Here is a 23,418-nt window from a genome sequence, read left to right as displayed (position 1 = left end):
AGCGGTCGTCACCACACGTGGTGAGCGGGAGGATGATGGCCCCGTGGCCGTCGCCCTCGTCGAGACCAAGTTCTTCCTCCCGCAGGCTCGCCCCGACCTCGTGGCCCGTCCCCGGCTGGAGCAGGGCGCCCTCGCGGGCCGGACCCGGTTGACGCTGGTGTCGGCGCCGGCCGGATTCGGGAAGACGACCCTGCTGGCGACCTGGCTGGCGAGGCAGGCCGACGGCGCGGGGTCCCCGCCACGGATCGCCTGGGTGTCCCTGGACGGGTCCGACTCCCGGGCCGAGGTCTTCTGGAGCTACGTGCTGACGGCGCTCGAACGCGCCGCGCCCGGCTCCGCCGGCGCCGGTCTGGCGCTGCTCGAGTCCGGGCAGCCGATCGAGACCGTGCTGACCGCCGTCCTCAACGAGCTGAGCGTCCTTCCCGGCGACCTGACCCTCGTCCTCGACGACTACCACCTCGCCGAGGCGCCCGCCGTGCAGCCCGGCATGGCGCTGCTGCTCGAGCGGCTCCCGCCCCAGGTGAGCCTGGTCATCGGCACCCGCGCGGACCCCGCGCTGCCCCTGGCCCGGTTGCGTTCCCGGGGGGAGCTGACCGAGGTCCGCGCGGCCGACCTCCGGTTCACCGAGGACGAGACGGCGCGCTACCTGGCCACGGCCACCGGTCTCGACCTGGACGCGGCCGACGTCGCCGCCCTCGGGGCCCGTACCGAGGGGTGGATCGCCTCGCTCCAGCTCGCCGCGCTCTCGCTGCGGGGCCGTGGCGACGCGTCGTCGTTCATCGCCGGCTTCGCGGGGGACGACCGGTACGTCGTCGACTACCTCGTCGAGGAGGTCCTCGACCGCCAGTCCGCCGACGTCCGCGGGTTCCTCCTGGACACCGCGATCCTCGACCAGCTCACCGGACCGCTCTGCGACGCCGTCACCGGGACCACCGGGAGCGCGCAGGTGCTCGACCTGCTCGAGCGACGCAACCTGTTCGTGGTGCCCCTCGACGACCGGCGCCAGTGGTACCGCTACCACCACCTCTTTGCCGACGTCCTGCGCGCCCACCTGCTCGTCGAGCACCCCGGGCGCGTCGCCGGGCTCCACCGCCGGGCCAGCGACTGGTACGACGCGGCCGGACGGCCCGTCCCGGCGGTGCGTCACGCCCTCGCCGCGGGGGACGTGGACCGGGCGGCCGACCTGGTCGAGCTGGCCGTCCCGGAGCTGGCCCGGGACCGGCGGGAGGTCGTCATCCGGGGCTGGGTCGACGACCTGCCGGCCACGGTGCTGCGCAACCGTCCGGTCCTGGCCATGGGCCTGATCGGTGGCCTCATGTCCAGCAACCGGTTCGTCGGCGTCGAGGAACGGCTGGTGGACATCGAGCGACAGCTCACGCTCGAGGGCGACCAGCTCGTCGTCCTCGACCGGGACGAGTGGGGGCGGCTCCCGGCCCGGATCGAGATGTACCGGGCCGCCCTCGCCCTCAACGCGGGGGACCCCGCCGGGACCATCGACCACGCCGGTCGTGCGCTCGGGGCCGCGGTCGGGGACGACGACCTGGTCCGCGCGGCCGCCTCCGCCCTGTCCGGCCTCGCCTCCTGGACCACCGGGGACCTCGACACCGCCCGGCGCGGCTACGCGGCCGCGCTGGAAGGGCTGCGGAGGGCCGGTCATGTCGCCGACGTGCTCGGCTGCTCCATCGCGCTGGCCGACCTGGCGATGACCCAGGGGCGGCTGGGGGAGGCACAACGCGTCTTCGAGGACGCCCTCGACCTGGCCGCTCCCGAGGCACCCGGCCCTCGGGGCCGGGCGGACATGCTGGTGGGGCTGGCCCGGGTCGCCTGGGAGCGCGACGACATGGTGGCCGCGGCCGCCCACCTGCGCGCCGCCGAGGACCTGGGCGACGCCGGCGCGCTGGCGCAGAACCCCTACCGCTGGCGGGTCGCGATGGCCGGGCTGCGGGCGGCCGAGGGCCGCCCGGACGTCGCCCTGGCCCTCCTCGACGAGGCCGAGCGGGTGTACGTCGGCGACTACTCACCCGACGTACGGCCGGTGCACGCCGTGCGCGCACGACTGCTGGCGACGCAGGGTGACCTGACCGGGGCCGGTGCCTGGGCCGTCCGGCACCACCTCGCGCCCGACGACGAGCTGACCTACGTGCACGAGTACGAGCACGTGACGCTGGCGAGGATCCTGCTGGCGCAGCGGTCGGCCCGAGCTTCGGACCTGCTCGACCGGCTGCTGTCCGCGGCCGAGGACGGGGGCCGGGTCGGCACCCAGATCGAGGTCCTCGTGCTGCAGGCACTCGAGCGGGGGGACGTCGGCCCGCTCGAGCGGGGCCTCGTGCTGGCGGAGCCCGACGGCTGGACCAGGGTCTTCGTCGCCGAGGGGGAGCCGATGGTCAGGCTGCTGGAGAGGCTCGTCCGCACCCGACCCGACTGGGCCCACCTGCGCCGCGTCCTGGACGCCGCGAGGGACTCCGTACGGCCCGCGCACGCCCGACCCCTTCCGACGCCGCAGCCCCTCGTCGACCCGCTGAGCGACCGCGAGCTCGACGTGCTCCGGCTGCTGGCCAGCGACCTGGACGGCCCGGGCATCGCGCGCCAGCTGGTGGTCTCGCTCAACACGGTCCGCACGCACACCAAGCACATCTACGCCAAGCTCGGCGTCAACAGCCGGCGCGCCGCCGTCCGCGAGGCGCACCGGCTGGACCTGCTCGCCGGTCACCGCTGAGCCGTGCCGCAGGGCGAAGATCACCACCCCGCTCACCACATGGTGTGACGTGCAGCCATCGGCTCCAGGCCTAGCGTCCTGGGCATGAACACATCGGTCGGTGGCCAGGACGAACCCGGCTGGTACGAGATCCACCTCCAGGGTCGGCTCGACCGGCGCTGGGAGGCCTGGTTCGACGGGATGACCCTRACCGCGAGGGCCGACGGCACCACGGTCCTGCGGGGCAGCGTCGCCGACCAGGCGGCCCTCCACGGCCTCCTGGCCAGGCTGCGCGACCTCGGTGTCCCGCTGGTCTCGGTCACCCCGTGCGAGCCCGGGGGACCACGATGACCACCCTGCAGCCGACGTCGTCGCCGTCCTCCGAGCGGGCAGGCCGGTCGGGCTGGCCGGTGCCCTCCGCCCTCGTCGCGCTGAGCGCGATCCCGGTCGCCGCCGGGACCCTCCGACTCGTGCAGCTCGCGGGTGGGCCCGACGTGATGCCGGCGGACGACCGGTTCGGCGGGTTCCCGCTGGCCCTGGTGCTGCACATCGTCGGCGCGGCGACGTACGCCGTCGTGGGTGCCCTGCRGTTCGTGCCGCGACTGCGCCGCGGCAGCTGGCACCGCCGCTCCGGACGCGTCCTCGCCGTCGCGGGCCTGCTCGTCGCCGGCTCCGCGCTCTGGCTGACCGTTGGCTACGCCCCGAAGCCCGGTACGGGCCACCTGCTCTTCTGGCTGCGACTGACCTTCGCCTCCGCGATGGCCGCCTGCCTCGTCCTGGGGTGTGCCGCGATCCGCCGCCGGGACGTCCCCGCGCACCGCGCGTGGATGATCCGCGCCTACGCCATCGGCCTGGCGGCCGGGACGCAGGCCTTCACCGAGGGCGTCGGCGCCGCGCTGTTCGGGACCGGCCAGGTGCGGGGCGACCTGGCCAAGGGGGCGGCGTGGGTCATCAACATCGCCGTGGCCGAGTGGGTCGTGCGCCGCTCCCCGCGGAGGAGCTGACCGGGTTGACAGAGTTCCCTGACGGTGGTTCCGGGTGGATGCTGGGACTGGCTGCCGACCCGGCGCCGGGCCAGGGACGGGGGACCCCGTGCGCCTTCCGCACGTCAGCGTCTGGGCCGCCTCCACGCCGCCCGGCGCCGACCGCGTCCCGGTGGGTCGAGGATTCGTCACCCTGTACGCGTTCTCCATGGGTGGCGTCACCCTGGCGCTCATCGCGCCGCTGCTGGTCTCGCTGGCGCTGAAGGTCAACTCCCTGGTCGGCCTCGACCGGGCCCCCGCGAGCCTGGCCCTCGTCACCGGGGTCGGTTCCCTCCTGGCGTTGGTCAGCAACCCCTTCTTCGGCCGGTTGAGCGACCGGACCACCTCACGCCTCGGGATGCGTCGACCCTGGATGCTGGCCGGGCTGGTCGGCGGGACGGTCGGCACCGTCATCGTCGCGGTGGCTCCGAGCATCCCGGTGGTCCTGCTCGGCTGGTGCCTCTCCCAGGTCTTCTTCAACGCCCTGCTCGCGGCCAACACCGCCGTGCTGCACGACCAGGTGCCGGCGATCCAGCGCGGGGCGGTGTCGGGCGTCCTCGGAGTCTGCGTGCCCGTGGCCTCGGTGGGCGGCACCTACCTGGTGCAGGCGTTCGACCACACGATGTCGGCCATGTTCCTGGTGCCCTGCGCGGTGGGTGGCGCCTGCGTGCTCGTGTTCCTGACCAGGCTGCGCGACCGCACGCTCGACGCCGCCGGGCGGGCGGCGTGGTCGATCAGGGAGATGGCTCGCTCGTTCTACGTCGATCCGCGGCGCAACCCGGACTTCGCGTGGGCATTCGCGTCGAGGTTCTCCTTCGTGACCGCGTTCGCCTTCCTGGTCACCTATCAGGCCTACTACCTCCTGGACGAGATCGGGAGCGCCGAGGGCGACGTGCCGCACCAGATCTTCCTCGGCACGCTCGTCCAGTCGGTGGCCGTCGTGGTCGTCTCGCCGCTCGCCGGCAGGCTTTCCGACCGCACGGGACGGCGCAAGGTGTTCGTGGTGGCGGCCGCGGTGACGTACGCCGTCGCACTGCTCCTCGTCGCCGGGGCCGACGACGTGGACGGCTACCTGGTCGGCATGGCGGTCGGCGGCACGGGCTTCGGCATGTACATGGCCGTCGACCTGGCGCTGGTCGTCGACGTGCTCCCCGACGGTGGTTCCGCTGCCAAGGACCTCGGCGTCCTCAACATCGCCGGCGCACTGCCCTTCGCCTTCGCGCCGGCGGTGGCCTCGGCCGTGCTCGCGGCCGGCGGCGGGAGCTACGCGGTGCTGTACGCCGTCGCGGCCGGCTGCGCCGTCGTGGGAGCCCTGGCCGTCCTCCCGATCCGGACGGTCCGGTAGGGCATCGGGTCGGGACGGGGAATGCCCACGCTGGTTGATGGTTGAACCAGTCATGAAGAAGATCGGGTTCCTGAACTTCGGCCACTGGACCGACTCGCCCCACTCGCAGGTGCGCAGCGCCTCCGACACCCTCCTGCAGTCGATCGAGCTGGCCGTGGCGGCCGAGGAGCTCGGCGTCGACGGCGCCTACTACCGCGTGCACCACTTCGCGAACCAGCTCGCCTCCCCGTTCCCGCTGCTGGCCGCCGTCGGCGCGCGGACCAGCAGGATCGAGATCGGCACGGGCGTCATCGACATGCGCTACGAGAACCCGCTCTACATGGTCGAGGACGCAGGGGCCGCCGACCTGATCTCCGGGGGACGGCTCCAGCTCGGCATCAGCCGGGGATCACCGGAGCAGGTGATCGAGGGGTGGCGCTATTTCGGCTACGCGCCCGAGGACGGCGAGACCGAGGCCGACATGGCGCGCCGGCACACCGAGGTGTTCCTCGACGTGCTGAGGGGTCAGGGCTTCGCCCAGCCCAACCCGCGCCCGATGTTCCCGAACCCTCCAGGCCTGCTGCGGCCCGAGCCGCACTCGGAGGGGTTGCGTCAGCGCATCTGGTGGGGCGCGTCGTCGGACGCGACCGCGCGGTGGGCCGCCGGCCAGGGCATGCACCTGATGAGCTCGACGCTCAAGGCCGACGAGACGGGCGAGCCGTTCCACGTCCAGCAGCGCAGGCAGATCGACGCCTTCCGCGAGGCCTGGGCCGAGGCCGGCCACGACGTCGAGCCGCGCGTGTCGGTGAGCCGGTCGATCATGCCGATCACCACGGACATGGACCGGGCCTACTTCGGCCACGAGGGCAGGAGCACCGACCAGATCGGCAACATCGAGGCCAACCTGCGGGCCGTCTTCGGACGGACCTACGCCGCCGAGCCGGACGTCCTGGTCGAGGAGCTCGCCCAGGACGAGGCGATCGCCGCGGCAGACACGCTGCTGCTGACCGTCCCCAACCAGCTCGGCGTCGACTACAACGCGCACCTGCTGGAGTCGCTGCTCACCGACGTGGCGCCGGGGCTCGGCTGGCGCTGAGCCTCCTCCGACCGCTCAGGCCGGACGACGTCCCAGCGTCAGGTAGGCCAGCGGTCCGAACGGCTGGATCGACATGGCGGGGGCCCACAGCGCCTTGGGGCCGCGGACCTGGTCTGCTGGGCGCCGCCTGAGGTCGCGCAGGCAGTAGGCCGTCAGGACGACCTCGACGATGCCGGAGACCACGATGATCCGCTGCTGGGTCGGGCTCAGGTCGGCCCACTTCTTCTTCTGCGCCATGGAAAGAACCTAAACCCTCCCTCATGCGGAGCGGCGGCGCACGGCCAGCCACAGGACCAGCGCGGAGAGCGGCAGCAGCAGCGCTCCGGTGATGAGCAGCCCGTTGGCGACGTCGTCGAGGACCGGCACCTCGGCGCCGACGGCGACCCGCGCCCGGACGGGTGCGGTGCCGTCGGCGCTCATGACGACCACCGTCCAGTCACCGTCCTGCGGCTCCCACGTCAGGACCTGGGACCCCGGGCCCGTGGCGGAGGCCACCCAGAAGCTCTGGTCGCCGGGAGGCAGGAGCGGGGTGCTGCCCTCGACGAACACCGTGTCGGGGCCGCGGTTGTCGCCGCCGGGGTCGGTGACGGTCGAGTGGGCGACCCCGCCCAGCCATGCGTCCGTGGCTCCGGTCGGCGCGATGCCGACGAACACGTCGGCCGGCACCCCGGGGCTCGCCACGACCCGGACCGTACCCAGCCAGCGGCTGGCGAGGTCGAGGTCCACCGAGCCGTCGTCGAGGTGGATGGCGCGCGAGGTGACCGCGACTCCGGGGGAGGTGAAGGTCGAGGAGTCGCTCATCAGGTAGCCGTTGTCGTCACGCAGGACGGTGTCGCCGATCTTGAGGGCCGCGCCCCCGGCCAGCAGGCCCAGCGCCCCCAACGCCATCAGGGACCCGAGGACCACCCCGAGGATGCGGCCGGGGCCCCACCGCTGGGCCGGCGGCGTCGCGCCGTACGGACTCGGAGCCGGCGGTGGACCCTGGGCGGGCGGCGGGCCCTGGGCGGGCGGTGGCTGCTCCGCGTAGGGCTGGTCTGTGAACGGCGACGCGCCGTACGGACTCGGGGCGGGCGGTGGGCCCTGGGCGGGCGGCCGCGCCGAGTCGAGCGCCAGCACCCCGGTGCCCGGGTCCTCGCCGCCCATGTCGAGGCGGAACGGCGGGTAGACGTCGGTCATCAGGCCGGCGTACGCGGCGACCCGCAGCACCCAGCGGTTGAGCCCCAGGACCAGGTCGAAGATGGTGCGCGGGTAGCGCCCGGTGAAGAGGAGCAGCACGCCGGCGAAGCAGACCAACAGCCCGATCAGCCCGCCGTTCCAGCCCTGCGAGACGTCGTCGCTGGAGGCGGCGTACGCGCCGCCGCCGAGGAAGAGGGCGAGCACGAGGTAGTGGGGGATGGCGAGCAGCCACCACTTCACGAGCACCAGTCCCCGCGACAGGTGGTCGGGGTAGGCGACCTCCAGGTGGGCGGGGTAGTCGGGACGCTCCTCGAGGGTGAAGGGCGGGTAGCGGTCGGTCCCCAGCCCGCCGTAGGTGTAGTAGGAGACCCGCCAGCTCCAGCGGAGCACCCCGACGTTGAAGTCGAAGATCGAGCGTGGGTAGCGCCCGGTGATGAGGATGGCGAAGAAGGCGACCACCGACAGCACCGCGAAGGCGACCCACAGCAGCGCCAGGACGATGAAGTGCGGGATCGCGAGCAGCCACTTCACCAGCCACAGCCACCGGCTGAGGTGGTCGTCGAGCTGGGCGTCGACGCGGACGGGGTAGCTGGGCGGATGGCTGGTGGGGTAGGTGGTCGAGCTCATGAGCGGCCTCCGGGGGCGAGTGGGACTGCAGGCGTCTCCAGTCCCACCGTGCGCCCGTCACGGCGGAGCCGTCAGGGCACAAGGTCACCCCCGCGAGGGGCGCCTGCCCCTGCCGGAGCGCCGGGCGCGCCGCTGACGCGGTCAGGGCGGCGCCACCGGCTCGAGGGCCTGCCGGGAGACTGGGGACATGGACCCTCGCCGTACCGTCTTCCGCTCCGACGACCCGGACGTGAACGTCTACCGCCTCCTGACCGCACTGGTCGTGCCGCGACCGATCGCCTGGGTGTCGAGCCTGTCCGCGGACGGTGTCGGCAACCTGGCCCCGCACTCCTTCTTCACCGTGTCGTGCGCCAACCCGCCGATCGTGCAGTTCACCTCGGTGGGCGACAAGGACACGCTCGCCAACGTGCGGGCCACGGGGGAGTTCGTGGTCAACGTGGCCTCGCGCCCGCTGATGGACCAGGTCAACGACTCCTCGGCGGGCTTCGAGCCCGGCATCGACGAGGCCCAGGCCCTCGGCATCGAGACCGAGCCCAGCCTGCTCGTGGCCCCACGCCGGGTCGTCGCGTCGCCGGCCTCGCTCGAGTGCACGCTGCACTCGACCCTCGAGCTCGGTGACTCCACCCTGGTGCTCGGCCGCGTCGTGGCCACCACCGTCCGTACCGAGGTGCTCGTCGAAGGCCACCCCTCGATGGAGCACCTGGAGCCGGTCTCCCGGCTCGGCCGCGACGAGTGGGGGCTGCCTCCGGAGGTCGTCAGGCTGACCCGCCCGCGCTGACGGGCGGTACGTTGGCCGGCATGAGCGCGGAGTGGGTGCTGGTCCTCAACTGCGGCAGCTCATCGGTCAAGCTGGCGCTCGTGGACCCCGCCTCCGGCGAGCGCCGGCTGACCGGCCTCGCCGAGCGCGTCGGGAGCAGCGAGGCGACGGTGCACCTCCGCCGTGGCGACGTCGAGCAGACGAGCGTCCCGGCCGACCCGTCGTCCCGAGGAGCGCTCACCCACCTGGTCGCCTCGCTCACCGACGAGGAGCGTGCCGGGCTGGTGGGGGTGGGGCACCGGGTCGTGCACGGTGGCAGCCGCTTCAGCGCATCCGTCGGGGTCGACGACGAGGTCCTGGCCGACCTCCGCTCGCTCGTCGACCTCGCGCCGCTGCACATGCCCGCCAACCTGCTCGGCATCGAGACCGCCCGTGACGCGCTGCCCGGCCTTGCCCAGGTCGCGGTCTTCGACACGGCGTTCCACCAGACGATGCCGCCGGTCGCCTACCGCTACGCCGTCCCGCAGGAGTGGTACGACGACCACGACGTGCGGCGCTACGGCTTCCACGGCACGAGCCACCGCTTCGTCAGCGCGCAGTCGGCCGAGGTGCTCGACCGACCCTTCGAGGACCTCCGCCTCGTGGTCCTGCACCTCGGCAACGGATGCAGCGCGGCCGCCGTCCGCGGCGGGGAGTCGGTCGACACCACGATGGGGCTGACCCCGCTCGAGGGGCTCGTGATGGGGACCCGGAGCGGCGACGTCGACCCGGGGCTGCTCGGCTACGTGGCCCGGCGCCTCGACCTCGACGTGGAGGGGGTGGTCGACGCGCTCAACACCCGCAGCGGGCTGCTGGCCCTGTCGGGCCTCAGCAACGACATGCGCACCGTGTGCGACGCCGCCGCGCAGGGCTCGCAGGACGCCGCGCTCGCGCTCGACGTGTTCGCCTACCGGGCGGCCAAGTCCGTCGGCGCCCTGGCCGTGGCGCTCGGCGGGCTCGACGCCGTGGTCTTCACCGGCGGCATCGGCGAGCACTCCGCGGAGGTACGCCGCCGCATCCTGTCCCACCTCGGCGTGCTGGGGCTGCACGAGGACCCGGCCGCCAACGCCGACCACGGCCGGGGGACCGGCGGACGCGTGAGCCGGGACGGCGACCGCGTCGCGATCGTCGTACCCACCGACGAGGAGCTGCTCATCGCCCGCGACACCGCGGAGCTGGCCCGGGAGGTGGCTCGATGACCCGCACGCTGCTAGTGGCCCCCACCAGCCACGGGGTCGGTCTCACGGCCACCTGCCTCGGGCTGGTGCACGCCCTGGAGCGGCAGGGGGTGTCGGTCGGCTTCTACAAGCCGCTGGCCCAGCCCCGCGCCCGCGGCGCCGACGAGGACCGTTCCACCGCCCTGGTCCGGCTCACGTCCACGCTCCACCCCCCGGAGCCGATCTCGGCCGCCCGCGTGGAGCAGGCGCTCTCGCGCAACGAGCTGGACTCGCTGCTGGAGGACGTGGTCGCGGCCGCGGAGCCGCTGGTGGCCGAGCACGACGTCGTGGTGGTCGAGGGCCTCGTCCCCGGCTCGGGCCTGGTCTATGCCGGGCGCACCAACGTCGCGCTGGCCAAGGCGCTGGACGCCGACGTCCTGCTCGTGGGAGCGCCCGAGAGCAGCGAGGACCTCGAGCACCTCGCCGAGACGATGGAGATCACCGCGCGCACCTACCAAGGCGGCGAGCGCCGACGGGTGGTGGGCGCCGTGGTCAACCGGGTCCCCGACCTGACGCCCGCGCGGAACACCGAGATCCGGGGGCTCCTGGGCCGCCGTGACCTCGCGCTCGTCGGGGCGGTGCCCGTCCGGCCCGAGCTCGGGTGGCCGCGGGTCTCCGACGCGGTCCGCGGCCTCGACGTGCGGGTGCTCAACGCCGGGGAGCAGGACCGCCGGGTCAAGCACGTCATCGTCGGCGCCCAGGCGGTGCCGGGGATCCTGCCCCTGCTGCGCGAGGGGCTGCTGCTCATCGTGCCGGGTGACCGCGACGAGATCATCCTGTCCGCCTGCCTGGCCGCGATGAACGGCATCCGCTTCGCCGGGCTGCTGCTCACCCTGGGCGTGGAGCCGGACCCGCGGGTGTGGGAGCTGTGCCGGGGGGCCGCTGCCACCGGGTTGCCCGTCCTGCTGACCGAGCGCAACAGCTACGAGACCGCCACCACCGTGCACGACATGGACCCCGAGGTGCCGGTCGACGACAGCGAGCGTGCCGGGCTGGTGATGACGGCGGTGGCCGACGCGCTCGACCCCGACTGGCTGGCCACGCTGCCCACTCGCGACCACGTTCCGCGGCTGAGCCCCCCGGCCTTCCGACGCCGGCTCGCGACCGCGGCCCGCGAGGCCGACCGCAGGATCGTGCTGCCCGAGGGCACCGAGCCCCGCACGATCCGGGCGGCGGTGACCGCCCACCACATGGGGATCGCCCGGTGCGTGCTGCTCGGCGCCCCCGACGAGGTGGCCGCACAGGCCGAGGCCCAGGGCCTCGAGCTGCCCCCCGGCGTCGAGGTCGTCGACCCGGCGGCCGTGAGCGAGCGGTACGTCGACGCGCTCGTCGAGGCCCGTCGCCACAAGGGGATGACCCCCGACATCGCCCGCAACCAGCTCGACGACACCATCACGCTCGGGACCATGATGCTGCGCCTCGACGAGGTGGACGGCATGGTCGCCGGCGCCGTGCACACCACCGCCGCGACGCTGCGTCCCGCCCTCCAGCTCCTCGGCCCGGCGCCGGGCGCGCGGCTCGTCTCGTCCGTGTTCTTCATGTGCCTGCCCGACGAGGTGGTGATCTACGGCGACTGTGCGGTCAACCCGGACCCGGACGCGCAGCAGCTCGCCGACATCGCCGTGCAGAGCGCGGCCTCGGCCCGTCGGTTCGGCATCGAGCCGCGCGTGGCGATGATCAGCTTCAGCACCGGCACGTCCGGGGCAGGTGCGGACGTCGTCAAGGTCACCGAGGCGACGCGCATGGTGCGCGAGCGCGAGCCCGGCCTGCTCGTCGACGGCCCGTTGCAGTACGACGCCGCCGCCATCGCCTCGGTGGCGCGCAGCAAGGCCCCCGACAGCCCGGTGGCGGGGCGGGCCAACGTCTTCGTCTTCCCGGACCTCAACACCGGCAACACGACGTACAAGGCCGTGCAGCGCAGCGCCGACGTGATCTCGATCGGGCCGATGCTCCAGGGGCTGGCCAAGCCCGTCAACGACCTCTCGCGCGGCGCGCTGGTGGAGGACATCGTCTACACCATCGCGATCACCGCCATCCAGGGGATGCCGGTCACCTGAGGCGCCGGGCCGGGGTCAATCCCGCGCCGACTCCGGCGGGAAGCCCCCGGTGGCGACCGGTCCCCAGTGGTCGGGGGTGATCCGGATCAGCGACTTGCCCTGGTCGCGCATGGCCCGGCGGTACTCGTCCCAGTCCGAGTGCTCGCCGGCGATGTTGCGGAAGTACTCCACGAACGGCTCGACGTCGTCGACGGCGTCGATGACCTCGGCGGTGCCGTCCACCTGCACCCACGGGTCGTCCCACTCGTCGGAGACGACCACGACGCTCACCTCGGGGCGGGTGCGGGCGTTGCGGGTCTTGGCGCGCTGGGGGTAGCTGGAGATCACGAGGCGTCCGGAGTCGTCGACGCCGCCGGTGACCGGGGAGGCCTGGGGGCTGCCGTCGCTGCGCCGGGTGATGAGGACCATTCGGTGCCGGGGTCGGACGAAGTCGAGCATCTCGGCGCGCTCCACGCGGGTGTTGGTGGCGATCTTGGGGGCCATGGTTCCTCCTGGGTCGGCGACCGGACCCCCCGATCGTGGCACGCCCACCCCGGGGCTTGAATGGGTCCATGACCACATCGACCCAGATCCGCATGGCCGCCCGACCCGTCGGCGAGCCGGCCGACACCGACTTCGAGGTCACCACCGAGGAGCTGCCCGTGCTCGCCGAGGGCCAGGTGCTGCTCCGCACCCTCTACCTSTCCCTGGACCCCTACATGCGGGGCCGGATGAGTGCCGCCAAGTCGTACGCCGCACCGCTCGAGGTCGGCGACGTGATGCTCGGCGGCACGGTGTGCGAGGTCGTCGAGTCGCGCGCCGAGTCCCGCGCGGTGGGCGACGTCGTGCTGGCCTTCGCCGGCTGGCAGACCCACGCCGTGGTCGACGCCCGACACACCCGCCGCATCGACCCCGACGCCGCGCCGGTCAGCACCGCGCTGGGCGTGCTCGGCATGCCCGGCTTCACGGCGTACGCCGGGCTGCTGGTGCTGGGCCGTCCGCAGGCGGGCGAGACCGTGGTCACCGCCGCGGCCGCCGGCCCGGTCGGCTCGGCCGTCGGCCAGATCGCCAAGGTCAAGGGCGCCCGTGCGGTGGGCATCGCCGGCGGGGCGGAGAAGTGCCGCATCCTCCTCGAGGACTACGGCTTCGACGCCGCGGTCGACCACCGCTCGCCGACCTTCGCCGACGACCTGGCCGCCGCGACCCCTGACGGCATCGACGTCTACTTCGAGAACGTCGGCGGCGACGTCGCCGCGGCGGTCACCCGCCGCCTCAACCGCTTCGCCCRGATCCCGGTCTGCGGGCTCGTCGCGGGCTACAACGCCACGAGCGCGCCCGAGGGTCCGGACCAGCTGCCGGCGTTCATGGGCAAGGTGCTGGCGCTGAGCCTCACCGTGCGCGGCTTCATCCAGGACGAGTTCGTCGCCGAGCACCACGAGGACTTCCTGCGGGAGATGAGCGGGTGGGTCGCCGACGGGTCGGTGCGCTACCGCGAGGACGTCGTCGACGGCCTCGAGGCCGCCCCGGAGGCGTTCCGCGGCCTGCTCGTCGGGCGCAACGTGGGCAAGCTGCTGGTGCGGGTCGCCCCCGAGGGGTGAGCCGCGCCGGCCGGGACCTCCGAGAGTTGGGGAAAGAGATCGCTGCGAGGGGTCGGCCGACCACTCAGGGAGCAGGATGGGGTGTGATCCACCGTCCGGCCGAGGAGTCGACATGAGATCTCGTTGCACCCGGCTCGCGGCCCTCGTCGCCGTCCTGCTCGGCGCCGGCCTCCTGGCCGGGTGCCAGGGAGCCGCGACGGAGCCGTCGGATCCCAGCGCGCCCGCCGCCCGGCCGAGTGCGGACCCGCGCCAGCCGGTGACCAAGCTCCTCGTGTTCGTCGTGGAGAACCACTCCCTGGACGAGATGCGCGCCCAGATGCCCGAGGCCTTCGGGCTGGCCGAGGAGTACGGCTACGCGACCCGGTACCACGCACTCACCCACCCGTCCCTGCCCAACTACCTCGCGATGGCCGGCGGGGACACCTTCGGGATCTCCGACGACAACTTCCCCGTCGCGCACGTGCTCCACGGCTCCTCGGTCTTCGGCCAGGCGATCGGGGCCGGCCTGACCGCGAAGGTGTACGCCGAGGGGATGCCGGGCACCTGCGCCCTCGAGACCGGCGGCGAGCGCTACGCGGTGAAGCACAACCCGTGGGCCTACTTCGTCGACGAGCGGACGGAGTGCGAGCGCTACGACGTGCCGCTGGACGAGCTCGCCGACGACGCGGCGTCGGGCGACCTGCCGAACGCCGGGCTCGTCGTGCCCGACCTGTGCCACGACGCCCACGACGAGGGATGCGACCTCGGCGGCGCCGACGCCTGGGTCGCCGACCAGGTGGGGGCGGTGATGGCCGGGCCGGACTTCGCGTCAGGTCGCCTGGCGATCGTGCTCACGGCCGACGAGGACGACCGTCACCAGGACAATCTCGTGCTGACCACCGTGGTGCACCCCAGCCAGCAGGGGCACGTCGTCGACACCCCGCTGACCCACTACAGCCTCGCGCGCCTCTACGACGAGGTGCTGGGTGTGCCGCCCCTGCGGCAGGCCGCGACCGCACCGGACATGGCCCGGGCGTTCGGCCTCCCGCTGTCTCCCGGCTAGGTGCGCCGCGCGTGCCGTCCGCCGCCGGTCCGCTGGGCCTGCTCCAGCAGCAGCGGGTCGTGGGAGTTGACCAGGAGGACCCCGGGCTCGCGCCCGCCGTACAGCCGGGAGAGCCGCTCGTGGTTGGCCTGCACCAGGTCCCGGTCGTGGGCGACGGTCCGCTCCATCCTGCGCAGCGTGGCCGGCGCGGAGCCCGACCCGTCGACCTGGCCGTGGTGGTAGAACGCGTCCCCGGCGTGGAGCACCCAGTGGTCCCCGGCGTCGACGGCGACCGCGGCGTGCCCCCGGGTGTGGCCCGGGAGGGCGATCAGCACGATGCCGGGGGCGACGCCCTCGAGCTCCACCGCGGTGAAGCCCCACCACTGGTCGCCCGAGGCGGGGGAGTGCTCGATGAGCGTCGGGGCGTGGGCCCGCTGGGCCGCCCGGTAGCGGTTGCGCTCGATGCGGGTCCGGGGCGAGACCGCGGCCCCGAGCTCGTTGGACGTCAGGTGCACCGCGGCGCCCGGGAAGTCGGCGAGCCCGCCGACGTGGTCGGCGTCGAAGTGCGTGAGCACGATCGAGGTGACGTCACGCGCCGAGAACCCCAGCCCCTCCACCTGGCGGAGCGCGGTCTCGGCGGGGTCGAGCACCGGCCGCGTCAGGCGACGGGCGGGTCCCAGGCGGGTCGCGGGGTCGCGGACGTCCTCGAGGCCGAACCCGGAGTCGACCAGGACCAGCCCGGTGGGGGTCTCGACCAGCAGGACGTGGCAGACCAGGTCCGGCGTGAGACGCGGACGCATGGTGCCGCAGTTGAGGTGGTGGACCTTCATCCGGCAAGGATCGGGCCCGTCACCGTGGCGCGCCAGCGCACCGCGCGCCTGACTGGACCGCTCGAGCCAATCTTTACCCAGCCGGGCGGGACCCGCCGGTGCACGCTTTCGCGCGGGACGGAGGTAACATGGGGCCACTTCGCCCCCCGGTCGAGCCAGATCCGGGTGGCAGAGGCCCCGGCATTCGCGTGCGGCTCGTGACGTTCTGTCACCGCCGCACGGCCCCGGGGGAGACAGCGTCGTACCGGGGAAGAACGTGTGCGGCGACGTTGTCCGGCGTAGGCGCGTCGGGCATCCGAGGAGGACGTGAGTGGCTCAGCGAGGCCGACGCCAGACCGCGCAGCGCCGAGGTGGCAACACCAAGGTCAAGCGACTGGACAACGAGGGCATCATCCCGGTGCTCGCCCGCGCCGTGCGCGAGGTCGAGCAGGCCGCCGAACGCGGCAAGGTGATGCCCCACGGCCGGGCGACCTTCCAGGTGGTCGCGCTGCTGGTGCGCGAGGAACGCTCGCGGATCAACGCCGACACCGAGGTCGCCGAGGGACGTCGGGGCGAGCAGCTCAAGCGCCTCGACGGCATCGCCACCATCCTGGCCAAGACCGCCGCGCGCGACACCTCGCTGCTGCAGCTGCTGGCCGAGGACGCCGAGATCTCCGAGGGCGCGCGTGCGCTGCGCCGGCAGATGCTCAAGCAGGCCGGCATCGACGCCCCCGCGGACGTCGAGCCCCCCAAGCCGGACACCGCCGCGAGCTCGTCGCCGCGCCGCGTCGTCCCCCAGTCGGTCGTCGCCCGCCAGCTCGCCAACCCGTTCCTCGTGCCGGACTTCTCGGCCGCCGACCTGAGCCGCCCGCAGGCGCGCCGGTTGGCCAACTGGGAGCTCCTCGAGCCGCTGTTCAAGTCCTTCGAGTACGTCGGCGGCGGAGCCTCCGCCTGCATGACGCTCCCGGCCCCCGACGCGGCCCGCACGCCGGGCGTGGCCCTGATGCCCCACCAGAAGCAGCTGGTCGCCTCCGCCGCCCAGGGACACCGCACGTTCCTGCTCGCCGACGAGCCCGGCCTCGGCAAGACGGCCCAGGCCCTGATGGCCGCCCAGGCCGCCGACGCCTACCCGCTGCTGTGCGTGGTGCCCAACGTCGTCAAGGCCAACTGGGCCCACGAGGTGAGCCTGTGGACCCCGCACCGCACCGTCACCGTCATCCACGGCGACGGCGAGACCGTCGACGGCTTCGCCGACATCGTGATCGTCAACTACGAGGTCCTCGACCGGCACGTCGGCTGGCTCGGCGACCACGGGTTCCGCGGCATGGTCGTCGACGAGGCCCACTTCATCAAGAACAAGTCCTCGCAGCGCAGCCAGCACGTGCTCGAGCTGTCCCAGCGCCTGCGCGCCCGGGTCGCCCGCCCGCTGCTGATGGCCCTGACCGGCACCCCGCTGATCAACGACATCGAGGACTTCCGCGCGATCTGGCAGTTCCTGGGCTGGATCGACGACCAGAAGCCGCTCGCCGAGCTGATGAACAAGCTCGAGGACACCGGTCTCATGCCGGGGGAGCCGGGCTTCTACCCCAACGCCCGCCGCTCGGTCGTCGAGATGGGCATCGTGCGCCGCAAGAAGATCGACGTCGCCGCCGACATCCCCGCCCGCCGGGTGGCCGACCTGCCGGTCGAGCTCGAGGGCGCCGAGGGCCGCTCCATCCGCGAGGCCGAGCGTGAGCTGGCCCGCCGACTCGTCTCCCGCTACGACGCGGCGCTCGAGGCGCGCACGTCCGGGCCGGAGTTCGACGGCATCGACCGCGACCTCGTACGCCGGGTGGCCAAGTGGGAGCGCGAGGACATGGAGGCCGCCAAGGACGGCGAGAACGTCTTCTCCATGATGCGCCGCATCGGTCGCGCCAAGGCCGGGCTCGCCGCCGACTACACCGCCCAGCTGGCCCGCAGCGTCGGCAAGGTCGTCTTCTTCGCCAAGCACGTGGACGTGATGGACGAGGCGGAGGAGAGCTTCGCCCGTCGCGGCATCAGCTACGTGTCGATCCGCGGCGACCAGACGGCCAAGGCCCGCGCCGCGGCCCTGGAGTCCTTCACGAAGGACCCCGAGACCTCGATCATCGTCTGCTCGCTCTCCGCTGCGGGTGTCGGCCTCAACCTGCAGGTCGCCTCCAACATGGTGCTGGCTGAGCTCTCCTGGACCGACGCCGAGCAGACCCAGGCGATCGACCGCATCCACCGCATCGGTCAGTCCGAGCCGGTCACCGCGTGGCGCATCATCGCCGCGCAGACGATCGACTCCAAGATCGCCGAGCTGATCGACAGCAAGGCCGGCCTGGCCGCTCGTGCCCTCGACGGGGCCGACGAGATCGCGTCGTCGGTGGACGTCCAGCTCGAGGCCCTGGTCCGCCTGCTCGACGAGGCCCTGGAGGACCGCCACCGCTGACCGGTCGCCCGCGCCGGCGCTGCCCCCTAGGGGTGGAGCCGGGGCATGGTCCTGTCCCACGGGGTACGACACCTGGCGTGAGCATCACGAGGGAGGCCCTGGGGAGGGACGCCCGGTCCGGCAGCGGGACGCTGCGGATCGCGAGCGTGCCCTCCGGTCATGTCTACGTCCGGCACCTGTCGCCCGTCGACGGCGTGGACGCGGTCGAGCGACTGCGCGACCCGGACCCCGACGACCCGCGCCGCTCCGCCCAGCAGCGCTGGTGGCCACCCGTGATGCTGCGGCCCGACTGGGCCGCTACCGCGGACATCGACGTGTTCCACGTCCAGTTCGGCTTCGACACGTGCACGCCCGACGAGCTGCGCGAGCTGGTGGGGGTGCTGCGTCGTCGGGGGATCCCGCTCGTCGTCACGGTGCACGACCTGCGCAACCCCCACCACGCGGACCGGCGCGAGCACGATGCGCAGCTCGACGTGCTGGTGCCCGCGGCCGATGCGGTCATCACGCTGACGGCCGGGGCCGCGGCGCAGATCGCCCGTCGGTGGGGTGTCGAGGCGCTCGTGCTGCCGCACCCCCACGTCGTGGACCTCGACACGGCCCGCACCCTGCGGGAGCGGCCGGCCGGTGGCCCGTGGACCGTGGGACTGCACGTCAAGAGCCTGCGGGCCAGCATGGACCCGCTCGCGATCCTGCCGACCCTGGTCGAGCAGGTGCGGGCCGTGCCCGACGCCCGGCTGCTGGTCAACGGGCACCGCGACGTCCTCGACGAGGGTGGGTCGCGACGAGACGCGGCGCTGGCGGCGTACATCGAGGAGGCGCAGCAGCGTGGCGACCTGGAGCTGCAGGTCCACGACTACCTGTCGGACGACGAGCTCTGGGACTACCTCGCCGGCCTCGACGTGTCCGTGCTGCCCTACCGCTTCGGCACCCACTCCGGGTGGCTGGAGGCCTGTCGGGACCTGGGGACCACCGTCGTGGCGCCCGACTGCGGCTTCTACGCCGACCAGGGACCGATCCTCACCTACCGCATGGACGAGCACCGGTACGACGCCGACTCCCTGGCCGCGGCCCTCCGCACTGCGCGCACCGACCCGCCCCCGCCGGCCGACCTCGACGCGCGCCGCGACCAGCGTGCGGGCGTCGCGGCGGCCCACCTCGACCTCTACCGAAGGTTGCTGGCGTGAGGCCGCTGCGGATCTGCATCATCGGGTCCAGCAGGTTCCCCATCCGCGAGCCCTTCGCCGGGGGCCTCGAGGCCCACACCCACGCCCTGGCGCGGCGGTTGTCGGAGCGCGGCCACGAGGTCACGCTGTTCGCTGCACCCGGCTCGGACCCGGCGCTGGGCGTCGAGGAGCTGGCGGTGGAGCAGCTGGAGCCCGGCGTGGGAGAGCGGTCGGACACGTCGAACCCGCCGCACTGGTGGATGCAGGAGCACCACGCCTACCAGGGCCTGATGCTCGACCTGATGCGTCGGGGGCACGAGCGCTTCGACGTCATCCACAACAACAGCATCCACCACCTCCCGGTCGCCATGGCCGACGTGCTGCAGATCCCCATGGTGACGTCGTTGCACACGCCGCCGACCCCGTGGTTGCGGTCGGCGCTGGCCCACGTCTCGCCGCGCGCCGTCTTCGTCTCGGTCAGCCAGTGCACGGCCGACGCCTGGCAGGACGCGGTCGCGAGCCGGGCGATCCTCAACGGCGTCGACACCGACCGGTGGGTGCCGGGACCCGGGGGCGGGCCGGCCGTCTGGAGCGGGCGCATGGTCCCCGAGAAGGCACCGCACCTGGCCATCGACGCCGCCCGACGGGCTGGGATGCCGCTGCTGCTCGCGGGCCCGGTGCTGGACGAGGAGTACGTCGAGCGCGAGGTCCGACCGCGGCTGGGCGACGACGTGCGCCACGTCGGGCACCTCGACCAGCGGGCACTGTGCGAGCTCGTCGGCGCGGCGCGGGTCGCCGTGGTGACCCCGGACTGGGACGAGCCCTACGGTCTCGTGGCCGCCGAGGCGATGGCCTGCGGGACCCCCGTGGCGGCCCTCGACCGCGGCGCGATGCGCGAGGTGGTCGTGCCGGGCGGTGGGGTGCTCGCCGACCCGCACGATCCCGGGGCACTGGCCGACGCCATGGTGGCCGCGGCCCGGCTCGACCGGGACGTGGTGCGGCGTACGGCGGTCGAGCACTGCTCGCTGGAGCGGATGGTGGACGCCTACGAGCAGGTCTACGCCCAGGCGCTCGAGCGGCCGCGGGTGGTCGCGTGATCGCCTACTACGTCCACCACCACGGCCACGGTCACCTCCACCGGGCGCTGGTGCTGGCGGCCGCGTGCCGCCTGCCCGTCGTCGGGCTCTCCTCGCTGCCCCGACCCGGGGAGTGGACGGGGGAGTGGGTGCAGCTGGCCCGCGACGACGCCGGTCCGGGTCCGCGTGAGGCCTCCGCGCGGGGGCAGCTGCACTGGGCGCCCCTCGACGACGACGGCCTGCGGTGCCGGATGGCGACCGTGTCGGCGTGGATCGCCGAGCACCGGCCGTCGGTGCTGGTCTCGGACGTCTCGGTGGAGGTGGCGATGCTCGCCCGCCTGCACGGGGTGCCCGTGGTGTCCGTGGTCCTGCCGGGGGATCGTGGCGACGCCCCCCACCGTGCGGGGTTCGGGCTCTCCAGCGAGCTCGTGTCCTTCTGGCCCGAGTCCGCACGGGGCATGGTCCGCGGGCTCGCCCCCGCCGACGCGGCCCGGCTGCGCTGCTTGGGGGCGCTGTCGCGCTTCGGTGGCGACGAGCTGGCCGGGCGTCGGCGCGACGACGGCGTACGACGTGTGGTCGTGCTCAACGGCTCGGGGGGCGGCGGCCCCACGGCCGAGGCGCTCGAGCAGGCCCGGGCGTCCGCGCCCGGCTGGGACTGGCAGGTGCTCGGGGGGCCCTCGGGGACGTGGGTGGACGACCCGACGGCGGCACTGCGCGACGCCGACGTGGTCGTCACCCACGCGGGCCAGAACGCCCTCGCCGAGGTCGCGACGGCCCGTCGGCCGGCCGTGGTCGTCCCGCAGGAGCGCCCGCACGACGAGCAGCGCACGACGGCCGGGGTGCTGGCCCGGGGTGGCTGGCCTGTGGTCGTGCACGAGCGTTGGCCCGACGGAGGCTGGGGTGCGCGGCTCGACCTGGCCGCGCGGCTCGACGGCGAGCGGTGGGCCTCGTGGTGCGACGGACGCGCCGTGCACCGCTTCGTCGGGGTCGTGCACGCCGTGGCGGCCGAGTCCGGGACGGAGGCGGGGTCGTGACCGTCGCCGTCCTCACCATCGTCCACGGCCGGGGGGCCCACCTGCGGGCCCAGCACGCCAGCCTCGCCCGAGGTGGTGCGCCCGACCACTACGTCGTGAGCGCCATGGGGGACCGCTCGGTGGTGGGGTGGCACCCGGCCGCCCCGCCCACGCCCGACGTCGTCGAGGTCCACGTCCAGACGGGGATGCTGCCGCTGGCCGCGTCCCGCAACGCGGCCGCCTCCCGGGCGCTGTCCCTGGGGGCGGACGTGCTCGTCTTCCTCGACGTGGACTGCCTGGCCGGTCCCTCGCTCGTCCAGGCGTACGCCGACGCGGCCCGCGAGTGCCGCGACGTCCTGTGGTCCGGGCCCGTCACCTACCTGCAGCCGCCGGGGGAGCACGGCTATCCGCTCGACGGGCTCGACGCCCTGGACGCCCCGCACCCGTCACGGCCCGCCCCGGCCCCCGGCGAGCGCAGCCTCGGGGGCGACCCGGACCTCTTCTGGTCGTTGTCCTTCGCGGTGCACGCCGATGGCTGGCGGCGTACCGGCGGGTTCTGCGAGAGCTACGTCGGCTACGGCGCCGAGGACACCGACTTCGCCGCCTCGGCCACCGCCGCCGGTCTCACGATGGGATGGCTCGGCAGCGCGCGCGCCTACCACCAGCACCACCCGACGTCGTCCCCGCCGGTGCAGCACCTCGCCGACATCCTGCACAACGGAGCGCTGTTCCGACGGCGCTGGGGACGGTGGCCGATGGAGGGGTGGCTGCTCGAGTTCGAGCGGATGGGGCTCGTCGAGCGCGAGGACGGGGAGTGGCGGCTGACGTCGTCGGGACGGGTCGCGACCCGCGCCTGAGCCAGCTCTCCGGGCCGGGCCAGCCAGTCAGCCCATCAGCCGGCGGGCGAGGGGGAGCGGCAGGTGCTTGAGCGCGAACCCCACGGGCTCCCACGGCCAGCCGGGGACCCTCGCGGACGCCTTCTCCTTCTCGATGGCCGCGACCATCGACCGCACGCCGCGCTCGGTGGAGGCGACCATCGGCGTGGCCTTCGAGGTGGCCGACATCTCCGAGACGATGAAGCCGGGGTAGAGCACCGTCACCTTGATCGGGGTGCCCATGACGTCGGCGCGGAAGCCCTCGGCCAGGTGGGCGACCGCGGCCTTGGACGCGGCGTACGTCGTGATGTTGCCGGGCATCCCGCGCATGGCGGAGATGGAGGAGATCATCACCAGGTGGCCGGCGTCCTGGGCGCGGAAGATCTCCGCGGCGGCCTCGGTCTGCGCGAGCGCCCCGAGGACGTTGGTCGTCGCGGTCTCCCGGTTGGCGTCGAAGCGCCCGGTGCCCAGGGGCTGGCCCTTGCCGAGGCCGGCGTTGACCACCACCCGGTCCAGCGTGCCGAAGGCGTCGCGGAACTCGCCGAACACGCGGAACACGGCGTCGTGGTCGGTGACGTCGAGCGCGCGGAGCTCCACGCGTACGCCGGGATGGGCGGCGGCGATCTCGTCGCGCAGCGTCTCGAGCCGGTCCGTACGCCGCGCGCACAGCGCCAGGTCGTGCCCGAGGGCGGCGAACTGGCGGGCCATCTCGGCGCCGAGGCCCGAGGAGGCGCCGGTGATGAGGACGGTCGACATGGGGTTCCTATCGGTAGGTGACGGCGTCGGGGGCGAGGTGCGAGTGCTCGTTGACGGTGAGCAGGGTGATGCCACGACTGCCGCTGACCAGCTTGGTGACGCCGGTGTTGACGGTGACCGCGTTGAGGCGCAGCCAGAGCGCGGCGTCGCCGCCGAGCGCCGAGGCGGCCGCCCAGCCCATCGGGCCGCCGCTGGTGAAGACGACCGCGGTGCCGCCGTCGGCCACCGATGCCGCGGCACGCGCCAACGCGCCCTCCACGCGGTCGGTGAAGGAGGCGAAGGACTCGGTGTAGTCGGCGTCGTGCGCGCCGCCGGTCCATCGGCCGGTGGCCTCGGCGAACCAGCTCTGGAACAGACCCGGGCTCGACATCACGTCCACCCCCTCGGGCGCGGGGTGGCGGGAGAGCACCTGGAGGTGGTCGAACTCGTTCCACCCCTCGTCGGTGACCACCTCGGGCTTCCAGCCGGCGGCCTCGAGGGCCGCGGTGGCGGTCTGGTGGTGGCGCCGCATCGCGCCGGCGACCAGGACGGTGGGCTCGACGCCGCGGGCCGCGAGGGCGGCGCCGAGGACGGCGGACTGCTCGACCCCGCGCCCGGAGAGGACGTCGTAGTCGTCGGCCCCCCAGGACGCCTGGCCGTGTCGGACCAGCAGGACCTGGCTCACCG

Annotated in this window: 21 protein-coding genes; 15 read left to right on the top strand and 6 right to left on the bottom strand. The window is 73.7% G+C overall.

Features of this window, described 5'->3' with window-relative positions:
• Positions 1–43 precede the first annotated feature (43 nt).
• The 5 genes from AC1DQF_RS02585 (at position 44) to AC1DQF_RS02565 (ending at position 6,137) form a co-directional block, all read left to right on the top strand.
• On the top strand, positions 44–2,716 hold the full coding sequence (locus tag AC1DQF_RS02585; protein WP_477523648.1) for a winged helix-turn-helix domain-containing protein: 2,673 nt from the start codon (positions 44–46) through the stop codon (positions 2,714–2,716).
• An 84-nt stretch (positions 2,717–2,800) separates the two neighbouring features.
• Entirely contained in the window at positions 2,801–3,046 is a 246-nt protein-coding gene (locus tag AC1DQF_RS02580) for a hypothetical protein (protein ID WP_477523647.1), read from the top strand.
• Complete coding sequence (locus AC1DQF_RS02575; RefSeq protein ID WP_477523646.1) at positions 3,043–3,699, top strand: DUF2306 domain-containing protein; 657 nt, start codon at positions 3,043–3,045, stop codon at positions 3,697–3,699. Before AC1DQF_RS02580 ends, AC1DQF_RS02575 begins: the two co-directional genes overlap by 4 nt.
• A gap of 88 nt (positions 3,700–3,787) precedes the next feature.
• A complete protein-coding gene (locus tag AC1DQF_RS02570) occupies positions 3,788–5,062 on the top strand; it encodes an MFS transporter (protein ID WP_477523645.1) in 1,275 nt (424 codons plus the stop codon).
• A 37-nt stretch (positions 5,063–5,099) separates the two neighbouring features.
• Positions 5,100–6,137, top strand: a complete 1,038-nt coding sequence (locus AC1DQF_RS02565) for an LLM class flavin-dependent oxidoreductase (RefSeq protein ID WP_477523644.1) — start codon at positions 5,100–5,102, stop codon at positions 6,135–6,137.
• A gap of 15 nt (positions 6,138–6,152) precedes the next feature.
• On the opposite strand, the gene AC1DQF_RS02560 is transcribed toward AC1DQF_RS02565, so the two are convergent.
• Entirely contained in the window at positions 6,153–6,374 is a 222-nt protein-coding gene (locus tag AC1DQF_RS02560) for a PLDc N-terminal domain-containing protein (RefSeq protein WP_477523643.1), read from the bottom strand.
• 21 nt (positions 6,375–6,395) lie between these two features.
• Complete coding sequence (locus AC1DQF_RS02555; protein ID WP_477523642.1) at positions 6,396–7,940, bottom strand: DUF4389 domain-containing protein; 1,545 nt, start codon at positions 7,938–7,940, stop codon at positions 6,396–6,398.
• Positions 7,941–8,127: 187 nt separating this feature from the next.
• Here AC1DQF_RS02555 and AC1DQF_RS02550 point away from each other — a divergent pair, with 187 nt between their 5' ends.
• Genes AC1DQF_RS02550 through pta form a run of 3 tightly spaced genes read left to right on the top strand, consistent with a single transcriptional unit; the run spans position 8,128 to position 12,010 of the window.
• The gene (locus AC1DQF_RS02550) at positions 8,128–8,718 is read left to right on the top strand and encodes a flavin reductase family protein (protein WP_477523641.1); all 591 of its coding nucleotides are present in this window, start codon (positions 8,128–8,130) and stop codon (positions 8,716–8,718) included.
• Positions 8,719–8,738: 20 nt separating this feature from the next.
• Positions 8,739–9,935 (top strand): acetate/propionate family kinase, encoded by a 1,197-nt coding sequence (locus tag AC1DQF_RS02545; RefSeq protein ID WP_477523640.1) that lies wholly within the window; start codon positions 8,739–8,741, stop codon positions 9,933–9,935.
• The gene (gene pta / locus AC1DQF_RS02540; RefSeq protein WP_477523639.1) at positions 9,932–12,010 is read left to right on the top strand and encodes a phosphate acetyltransferase; all 2,079 of its coding nucleotides are present in this window, start codon (positions 9,932–9,934) and stop codon (positions 12,008–12,010) included. The genes AC1DQF_RS02545 and pta overlap by 4 nt, the downstream gene beginning before the upstream one ends.
• Positions 12,011–12,025: 15 nt before the next feature.
• Here the strand turns inward: pta and AC1DQF_RS02535 are convergent, their stop codons facing one another.
• Positions 12,026–12,493, bottom strand: coding sequence for a PPOX class F420-dependent oxidoreductase (locus AC1DQF_RS02535; protein ID WP_477523638.1), 468 nt, complete (start codon positions 12,491–12,493; stop codon positions 12,026–12,028).
• A gap of 68 nt (positions 12,494–12,561) precedes the next feature.
• Between AC1DQF_RS02535 and AC1DQF_RS02530 the strand changes: the two genes are divergently transcribed.
• Positions 12,562–13,587, top strand: coding sequence for an NADP-dependent oxidoreductase (locus tag AC1DQF_RS02530; RefSeq protein WP_477523637.1), 1,026 nt, complete (start codon positions 12,562–12,564; stop codon positions 13,585–13,587).
• Positions 13,588–13,699: 112 nt separating this feature from the next.
• A complete protein-coding gene (locus tag AC1DQF_RS02525) occupies positions 13,700–14,629 on the top strand; it encodes an alkaline phosphatase family protein (protein WP_477523636.1) in 930 nt (309 codons plus the stop codon).
• On the opposite strand, the gene AC1DQF_RS02520 is transcribed toward AC1DQF_RS02525, so the two are convergent.
• Entirely contained in the window at positions 14,626–15,438 is an 813-nt protein-coding gene (locus AC1DQF_RS02520; RefSeq protein ID WP_477523635.1) for an MBL fold metallo-hydrolase, read from the bottom strand. The genes AC1DQF_RS02525 and AC1DQF_RS02520 overlap by 4 nt on opposite strands.
• Positions 15,439–15,748: 310 nt before the next feature.
• Between AC1DQF_RS02520 and AC1DQF_RS02515 the strand changes: the two genes are divergently transcribed.
• The 5 genes from AC1DQF_RS02515 to AC1DQF_RS02495 all read left to right on the top strand — a co-directional run bounded on the left by AC1DQF_RS02515 (position 15,749) and on the right by AC1DQF_RS02495 (position 21,978).
• On the top strand, positions 15,749–17,869 hold the full coding sequence (locus tag AC1DQF_RS02515) for a DEAD/DEAH box helicase (RefSeq protein ID WP_477523634.1): 2,121 nt from the start codon (positions 15,749–15,751) through the stop codon (positions 17,867–17,869).
• Between the two features lie 77 nt (positions 17,870–17,946).
• A complete protein-coding gene (locus AC1DQF_RS02510) occupies positions 17,947–19,053 on the top strand; it encodes a glycosyltransferase family protein (RefSeq protein ID WP_477523633.1) in 1,107 nt (368 codons plus the stop codon).
• Complete coding sequence (locus AC1DQF_RS02505) at positions 19,050–20,129, top strand: glycosyltransferase (RefSeq protein WP_477523632.1); 1,080 nt, start codon at positions 19,050–19,052, stop codon at positions 20,127–20,129. The genes AC1DQF_RS02510 and AC1DQF_RS02505 overlap by 4 nt, the downstream gene beginning before the upstream one ends.
• A complete protein-coding gene (locus AC1DQF_RS02500; protein WP_477523631.1) occupies positions 20,126–21,142 on the top strand; it encodes a glycosyltransferase in 1,017 nt (338 codons plus the stop codon). The genes AC1DQF_RS02505 and AC1DQF_RS02500 overlap by 4 nt, the downstream gene beginning before the upstream one ends.
• Complete coding sequence (locus AC1DQF_RS02495; protein WP_477523630.1) at positions 21,139–21,978, top strand: glycosyltransferase family 2 protein; 840 nt, start codon at positions 21,139–21,141, stop codon at positions 21,976–21,978. Before AC1DQF_RS02500 ends, AC1DQF_RS02495 begins: the two co-directional genes overlap by 4 nt.
• 27 nt (positions 21,979–22,005) lie before the next feature.
• On the opposite strand, the gene AC1DQF_RS02490 is transcribed toward AC1DQF_RS02495, so the two are convergent.
• Together AC1DQF_RS02490 and AC1DQF_RS02485 are read right to left on the bottom strand one after the other, a co-directional pair.
• A complete protein-coding gene (locus AC1DQF_RS02490; RefSeq protein WP_477523629.1) occupies positions 22,006–22,752 on the bottom strand; it encodes an SDR family oxidoreductase in 747 nt (248 codons plus the stop codon).
• A 7-nt stretch (positions 22,753–22,759) separates the two neighbouring features.
• Entirely contained in the window at positions 22,760–23,416 is a 657-nt protein-coding gene (locus tag AC1DQF_RS02485; RefSeq protein WP_477523628.1) for a histidine phosphatase family protein, read from the bottom strand.
• Between the last annotated feature and the right edge of the window lie 2 nt (positions 23,417–23,418).

This window comes from Nocardioides sp. P4_G4 (assembly GCF_056401085.1).
Note: the sequence above shows the minus strand (reverse complement) of the source record. Positions and strands in the feature narration are given on the sequence as shown.